Origin of the sequence: Mycobacterium sp., assembly GCF_049802695.1 — a bacterium.
In the GTDB taxonomy this organism is placed as follows: Bacteria; Actinomycetota; Actinomycetes; order Mycobacteriales; family Mycobacteriaceae; genus Mycobacterium.
In genome coordinates this window covers 1-5897 of the sequence record NZ_JBARMY010000287.1, presented here as the reverse complement: position 1 = coordinate 5897, position 5897 = coordinate 1, and the positions used below count along the sequence as shown (strand labels likewise).

The window sequence follows — 5897 nt, the reverse complement described above, 5'->3', positions numbered from 1 at the left end:
AAGGAGACTCGTGAGCCGCAAGCCGCTGATCGCCGGCAACTGGAAGATGAACCTCAACCACTTCGAAGCGATCGCGCTGGTGCAGAAGGTGGCGTTCTCCCTGCCGGACAAGTACTTCGACAAAGTCGACGTCACGATCATCCCGCCGTTCACCGACCTGCGCAGCGTCCAGACCCTCGTCGACGGTGACAAACTGCGGTTGACCTACGGGGGACAGGACCTTTCGCAACACGACTCGGGCGCCTACACCGGTGACATCAGCGGTGCGTTCCTGGCCAAACTGGGCTGCAGTTACGTCGTCGTCGGCCACTCCGAGCGGCGCACCCATCACGACGAAGACGACGCGCTGGTGGCCGCGAAGGCAGCCGCGGCACTCAAGCACGGACTGACGCCCATCGTGTGCATCGGGGAGCGCCTCGAAGTGCGGGAGGCCGGCGACCACGTATCGCACAACGTCGAACAGCTGCGGGGCTCACTGGGGGGTCTCTCCGCCGAACAGATCGGCACCGTCGTGATCGCCTACGAGCCGGTCTGGGCGATCGGCACCGGACGGGTGGCCGGCGCCGCTGACGCCCAGGAAGTGTGCGCGGCCATCCGCGACGAGCTGAAAGCGCTGGCGTCAGCGCAGGCCGCCGAGAACGTCCGAGTGCTCTACGGCGGATCGGTGAACGCCAAGAACATCGGTGAGATCATCGCGCAACCCGACATCGACGGCGCACTGGTCGGCGGGGCATCGCTGGACGGCGAGCAGTTCGCGACGCTGTCCGCCATCGCCGCCGGCGGGCCGCTGCCGTAGCGATGACAGGCGATGTGACGACGCTGGCGGCGCGGAAGTTCGTGTCGGTGACCACGCTCAAGAAGAACGGCGAGGCCGTCGCGGCGCCGATGTGGATCGGTCGCGACGGCGATGACCTGTTCGTCTGGACACCGGCTGACAGCTGGAAGGTCAAACGGGTGCGCAACGATCCCCGCGTGACACTGGTGCCGTGCAGCCGCTTCGGCAACCCGGACGACGGCGCACCCCCGGTCGACGGCACGGCCCAAGTGGTGACCGACGCCGCCACTGTCGACCGGCTGACCGAGGTGATCCGGCGCAAGTACGGCCTGGAATTTCACCTGGTGACGTTCATCGAACGTCTTGCCGCGCGCGGACGCCGCACCCCGCGCGTCATTCTGCGTATTGCGCTGGCCCGCTGAATACCCTTGACCGCCGACTACAGGCGTTACAACGCTGCCGGGTAGTCTGTCGGCCATGGAGCTGACCCTGCAGATCATCCTGGTGGTCACCAGTGTGCTGGTGGTGCTGCTCGTCCTGCTGCACCGCGCGAAGGGCGGTGGTCTCTCGACCCTCTTCGGCGGCGGCGTGCAGTCCAGTCTCTCCGGATCGACGGTGGTCGAGAAGAACCTCGACCGGTTGACATTGTTCGTGACCGGTATCTGGCTGGTGTCCATCATCGGTATTGCGCTGCTGATCAAATACCGCTGAGCCCTGCACGGGCGCCGATTCGGACTGCCACGACGCGCGCAGCGGCCGTTACGGCACGATACTGGGACGCATGGTTGAGGTTTCCGAGATCGGGCTCGAACCGATCGGCGCGGTGCTACGCACCAAGGTGGGCCGTGAGGCGACCGAGCCGATGCGCGAAGACATCCGGCTGCTCGGGGCGATCCTCGGCGACACCGTGCGCGAGCAGAACGGCGACGCGGTATTCGAGTTGGTCGAGCGTGCCCGGCTGGAGTCGTTTCGGGTGCGCCGCTCGGAGATCGACCGGGGCGAGCTGGCCGGCATGCTTTCCGGTCTCGACGTCGCCCAGGCCATCCCCGTCATCCGGGCGTTCAGCCACTTCGCGTTGCTGGCCAACGTCGCCGAGGACATTCACCGGGAACGCCGCCGAGCGATCCACGTCGCCGCAGGGGAGCCGCCGCAGCACAGCAGCCTTGCTGCCACCTACCGCAAACTCGACGCTGCCGAACTAGACGCGGCCACCGTGGCCGAGGCGCTGGCTGATGCGCTGGTGTCGCCGGTGATCACCGCCCACCCGACGGAAACCCGCCGCCGGTCGGTGTTCGTCATCCAGAACCGGATCACCGAGTTGATGCGGCTGCGGTCCGACGGGCACACCCAAACCGACGAATCGAGTCTCCACGGCCGCGACGTCGAAATCGAGCTGCGCCGCCAGGTGTTGATGCTGTGGCAGACCGCGCTGATCCGGCTGTCCCGCCTGCAGATCTCCGACGAGGTGGAAGTCGGGCTGCGCTATTACCCGGCCGCCTTCTTCGACGTCATCCCCAAGGTCAACGCCCAGGTGCGGCAGGCGCTGCGGATGCGCTGGCCCGACGCCGACCTGCTGGCCGAACCGATCGTGCGGCCCGGCTCCTGGATCGGCGGTGACCGTGACGGCAACCCGAACGTCACCGCCGAGGTGGTCGAGCTGGCCACCGGCAGCGCGGCGTACACCGCGCTGGCGCACTACTTCAGCGAGTTGACGACGCTGGAACAGGAACTGTCGATGTCGGCGCGGCTGGTCGGGGTGACCGGCGAGCTCGCCGCTCTGGCCGAGGGATGTGACGAGCCCAAGCGTGCCGACGAGCCCTATCGCCGGGCGCTGCGGGTGATCCGGGCCCGGCTGACCGCGACCACGGCGGAGATCCTGGACCGTCAACCACCGCAGCAGCTCGATCTCGGCTTGCCGCGGTACGTCACACCGGCGGAGCTGCGCGCAGATCTAAACACCGTGGACGTCTCGCTGCGCGCGCACGGCGGCGCGCTGCTGGCCGACGACCGGCTGGCGCTGCTGCGGGAAGCCGTGCACACCTTCGGGTTTCATCTCACCGGGCTGGACATGCGGCAGAACTCCGACGTGCACGAGGAGGTGGTCCGCGACCTTCTGACGTGGGCGGGCGTGCACCCGGACTACCTGTCGCTGCCCGAAGACGAACGGGTCACCCTGCTGGTCGGTGAACTGGGCACCCGGCGTCCCTTGGTCGGTGACCGCGCCAACGTCTCAGATTTGGTGCGGGCGGAATTAGGTGTGCTCGCGGCCGCGGCCAGAGCGGTCAAGACCTACGGTTTCCGGGCCGTGCCCCACTACGTCATCTCGATGTGCCGGTCGGTGTCAGATGTCCTCGAGACCGCGATCCTGCTCAAGGAGGTCGGCCTGCTGGACGCTTCCGGTGCAGAGCCGTATTGTCCGGTGGGCATTGTGCCGCTGTTCGAGACGATCGACGATCTGCGCAACGGCGCGTCGACTCTGGAAGCCGCGCTGGAACTTCCGCTGTACCGGGCGATCGTGCATGCCCGCGGTGACAACCAGGAGGTGATGCTCGGCTACTCCGACTCCAACAAAGACGGCGGCTACCTGGCGGCCAACTGGGCGCTGTACCGGGCCGAGCTGGACCTGGTCGAGTCGGCCCGCAAAACCGGAATCCGGTTGCGGCTCTTTCATGGTCGCGGCGGCACCGTCGGTCGTGGTGGCGGCCCCAGCTACGAAGCGATCCTGGCTCAACCGCCGGGAGCGGTGAACGGCTCGCTGCGGCTCACCGAGCAGGGCGAGGTCATCGCCGCCAAGTACGCCGAGCCGAGGATCGCCCGCCGCAACCTCGAGACGCTAGTCGCCGCGACGTTGGAAGCCACCCTGCTCGACGTGGAGGGACTCGGCGATGCCGCGGCGCCGGCATATGAAGTGCTCGACGACCTGGCCGCGCGTGCGCGTCGCGCCTATGCCGAATTAGTGCACGAGACACCGGGTTTCGTGGACTATTTCCTGGCGTCCACCCCGGTCAGTGAAATAGGTGCGATGAACATCGGGAGCCGACCCACCTCACGCAAACCCACCTCGTCGATCGCCGACCTGCGGGCCATCCCGTGGGTGCTGGCCTGGAGCCAGTCGCGGGTCATGCTGCCCGGCTGGTACGGCACCGGCTCGGCCGTTGAGGAGTGGATCGGCGCGGGTCCGGAGCCGGAGGCCGTTCGGCTGCAAACCCTGCACGATTTGTATCAGCGGTGGCCGTTCTTCCGGACGGTGCTGTCGAACATGGCGCAGGTGCTGGCGAAGTCGGATCTGGGCCTGGCTGCCCGCTACGCCGAGCTGGTGCCCGAGGAGTCGTTGCGCCGCAGAGTGTTCGACAAGATCTCCGCGGAGCACGAACGGACTATCGCCATGCACAAGCGCATCACCGGTCAGGACGATCTGCTGGCCGACAACCCGTCGCTGGCTCGTTCGGTGTTCAACCGTTTCCCGTATTTGGAGCCGCTGAATCACCTGCAGGTGGAGTTGCTCCGGCGCTACCGCTCGGGCGACGACGACGAACTGGTGCAGCGCGGAATCCTGCTCACCATGAATGGGCTGGCCAGCGCGCTGCGTAACAGCGGCTGACGCCCGACGACGATGCAGAGCGCGTAGCGCGATGAGGAGGAGTTGGGCAATGAACGGAAGTTACGGCGACGGATTGCGTTTGACCGTGGCCAGTTCGGTGAGCCCGCTGACGGTCAGGGCGGGAATCAGGTACCGGTTGGCGATGATGAGGTCGATCCGGTCGGCGTAGGTGAAAAGGGCATTGATGGCGCCGCTGTAGAGGTACTCCACCTCGGACAGGTCGACCGTGATTCCCCCGTCGTTGCTGGCGGCTTCGTTCAGGGCGCTGCTGAAGATTCTGATGTTGCTCAAATCGATCTCCCCGCTCGCGACGACCATGAGCTTGCCGTCATTGCTGCGGTCGGTGTCGACGGTGAGAGGTGTTGGCATCAGTTGATCCTCGCCTGCAGGTGAACCGTGGTGCCGGCGTCGTCGGGGTCGATGGTGACGTCGTGCATGAGCGCCCGCATCAGGGTTATGCCCCGGCCGCGATATTTTCTGCTGCCCGCGTCCGGCGTCTTCCAGGAGCCGTTGTCGGTGACGGTCAGTTGCAGACAGTCGACCAGCGTCGTCGCGCGCAGGTTGACCACACCTGAAGAACCTCTGAAGTTGTCGCGGTGGCCGTGCTCGATGGCGTTGGTGACGGCTTCGCCGGCGGCGATGAGCACGTTGAGATTTTGGTCGGGGTCGACGCCGGCGCGGGCCAGCCAGGTACGCAGCGCGGCGCGCGCGGCCGCCAGGTGGTTGGCATCGGCGGGAATGTCCACCTCCAGCGGTGCGGGCTGACGGTAGAGCAGCAGGGCGACGTCGTCCTGGTAGCCGCCAGTGGGCGCCAGCCGGAACATGATTTGACTGGCCAGCTCGTCGAGGCGCGAATCCCGCCCGTCCTGAACGAGGTCGGCGGCGCGCGCGATGCCCTGATCCAGCGGGTGGCGACGACGTTCCACCAGGCCGTCGGTGTACAGCAGGAGGGTCGCCCGTGGGGGCATGGTGATCCAGGCCTCGGAGCGCGGCCAGTCCGGCCGAACGCCCAGCGGCAGCGTGCGTCCGTCTTCCAGCATCTCGGTGGTCCGGTCCGCGTGCACCAGAATCGGTGGGGGGTGACCGGCCCTGGAGTAGACCAGCTCGCCGGTCTCCGGATCGAGCACGGCGCAGAACGCGGTGGTGCACTTGGCGCCGGGCAGGCGTGCCGCGAAGCGGTCGAGGCCGGCGAGTGCGGCGCCCGGACTGTGGTTTTCGAACAGCAGCGCCCGGCAGGCGCTGCGCAGCTGTCCCATCACCGTCGCGGCGGTCAGGCCGTGGCCGACGCAGTCGCCGACGATCAACGCGATGCGGCCGTCGTCCAGGGCGACCACGTCGTACCAGTCGCCACCGACCTGCAGCGGTCGGGTGGCGGGCTGGTAGCGCACGGCGAAGCCGGTCGGCAGCTGTGCCGGACCGAGGATGGCGTGTTGCAGGGCGAGGGCGGTCTCGCGCTGCTGGTCGAGCCGGTGCACCCGCTGCAGGCCCTGGCCGAGCCGACCGGCCAGCACCGTCAGCAAC

General features: G+C 67.5%; 6 protein-coding genes. 4 read left to right on the top strand and 2 right to left on the bottom strand.

Going from position 1 to position 5897, the window contains the following annotated elements:
* The first annotated feature begins 10 nt into the window (after positions 1 to 10).
* The 4 genes from tpiA (at position 11) to ppc (ending at position 4376) form a co-directional block, all read left to right on the top strand.
* Complete coding sequence (gene tpiA / locus WA317_RS11745) at positions 11 to 796, top strand: triose-phosphate isomerase (protein ID WP_425173193.1); 786 nt, start codon at positions 11 to 13, stop codon at positions 794 to 796.
* 2 nt (positions 797 to 798) lie between these two features.
* Positions 799 to 1197, top strand: coding sequence for a PPOX class F420-dependent oxidoreductase (locus tag WA317_RS11740; protein ID WP_425173192.1), 399 nt, complete (start codon positions 799 to 801; stop codon positions 1195 to 1197).
* A 55-nt stretch (positions 1198 to 1252) separates the two neighbouring features.
* Complete coding sequence (gene secG, locus WA317_RS11735) at positions 1253 to 1486, top strand: preprotein translocase subunit SecG (RefSeq protein WP_425173191.1); 234 nt, start codon at positions 1253 to 1255, stop codon at positions 1484 to 1486.
* Positions 1487 to 1556: 70 nt separating this feature from the next.
* The gene (gene ppc, locus WA317_RS11730) at positions 1557 to 4376 is read left to right on the top strand and encodes a phosphoenolpyruvate carboxylase (protein ID WP_425173190.1); all 2820 of its coding nucleotides are present in this window, start codon (positions 1557 to 1559) and stop codon (positions 4374 to 4376) included.
* Between the two features lie 60 nt (positions 4377 to 4436).
* Here ppc and WA317_RS11725 read toward each other — a convergent pair whose 3' ends face one another.
* Positions 4437 to 4745: an STAS domain-containing protein gene (locus WA317_RS11725; protein ID WP_425173189.1), complete on the bottom strand. Its 309-nt coding sequence runs from the start codon at positions 4743 to 4745 to the stop codon at positions 4437 to 4439.
* The coding region (locus WA317_RS11720; RefSeq protein WP_425173188.1) for a SpoIIE family protein phosphatase at positions 4745 to 5897 on the bottom strand (1153 nt) is incomplete at its 5' end. The genes WA317_RS11725 and WA317_RS11720, both read right to left, overlap by 1 nt.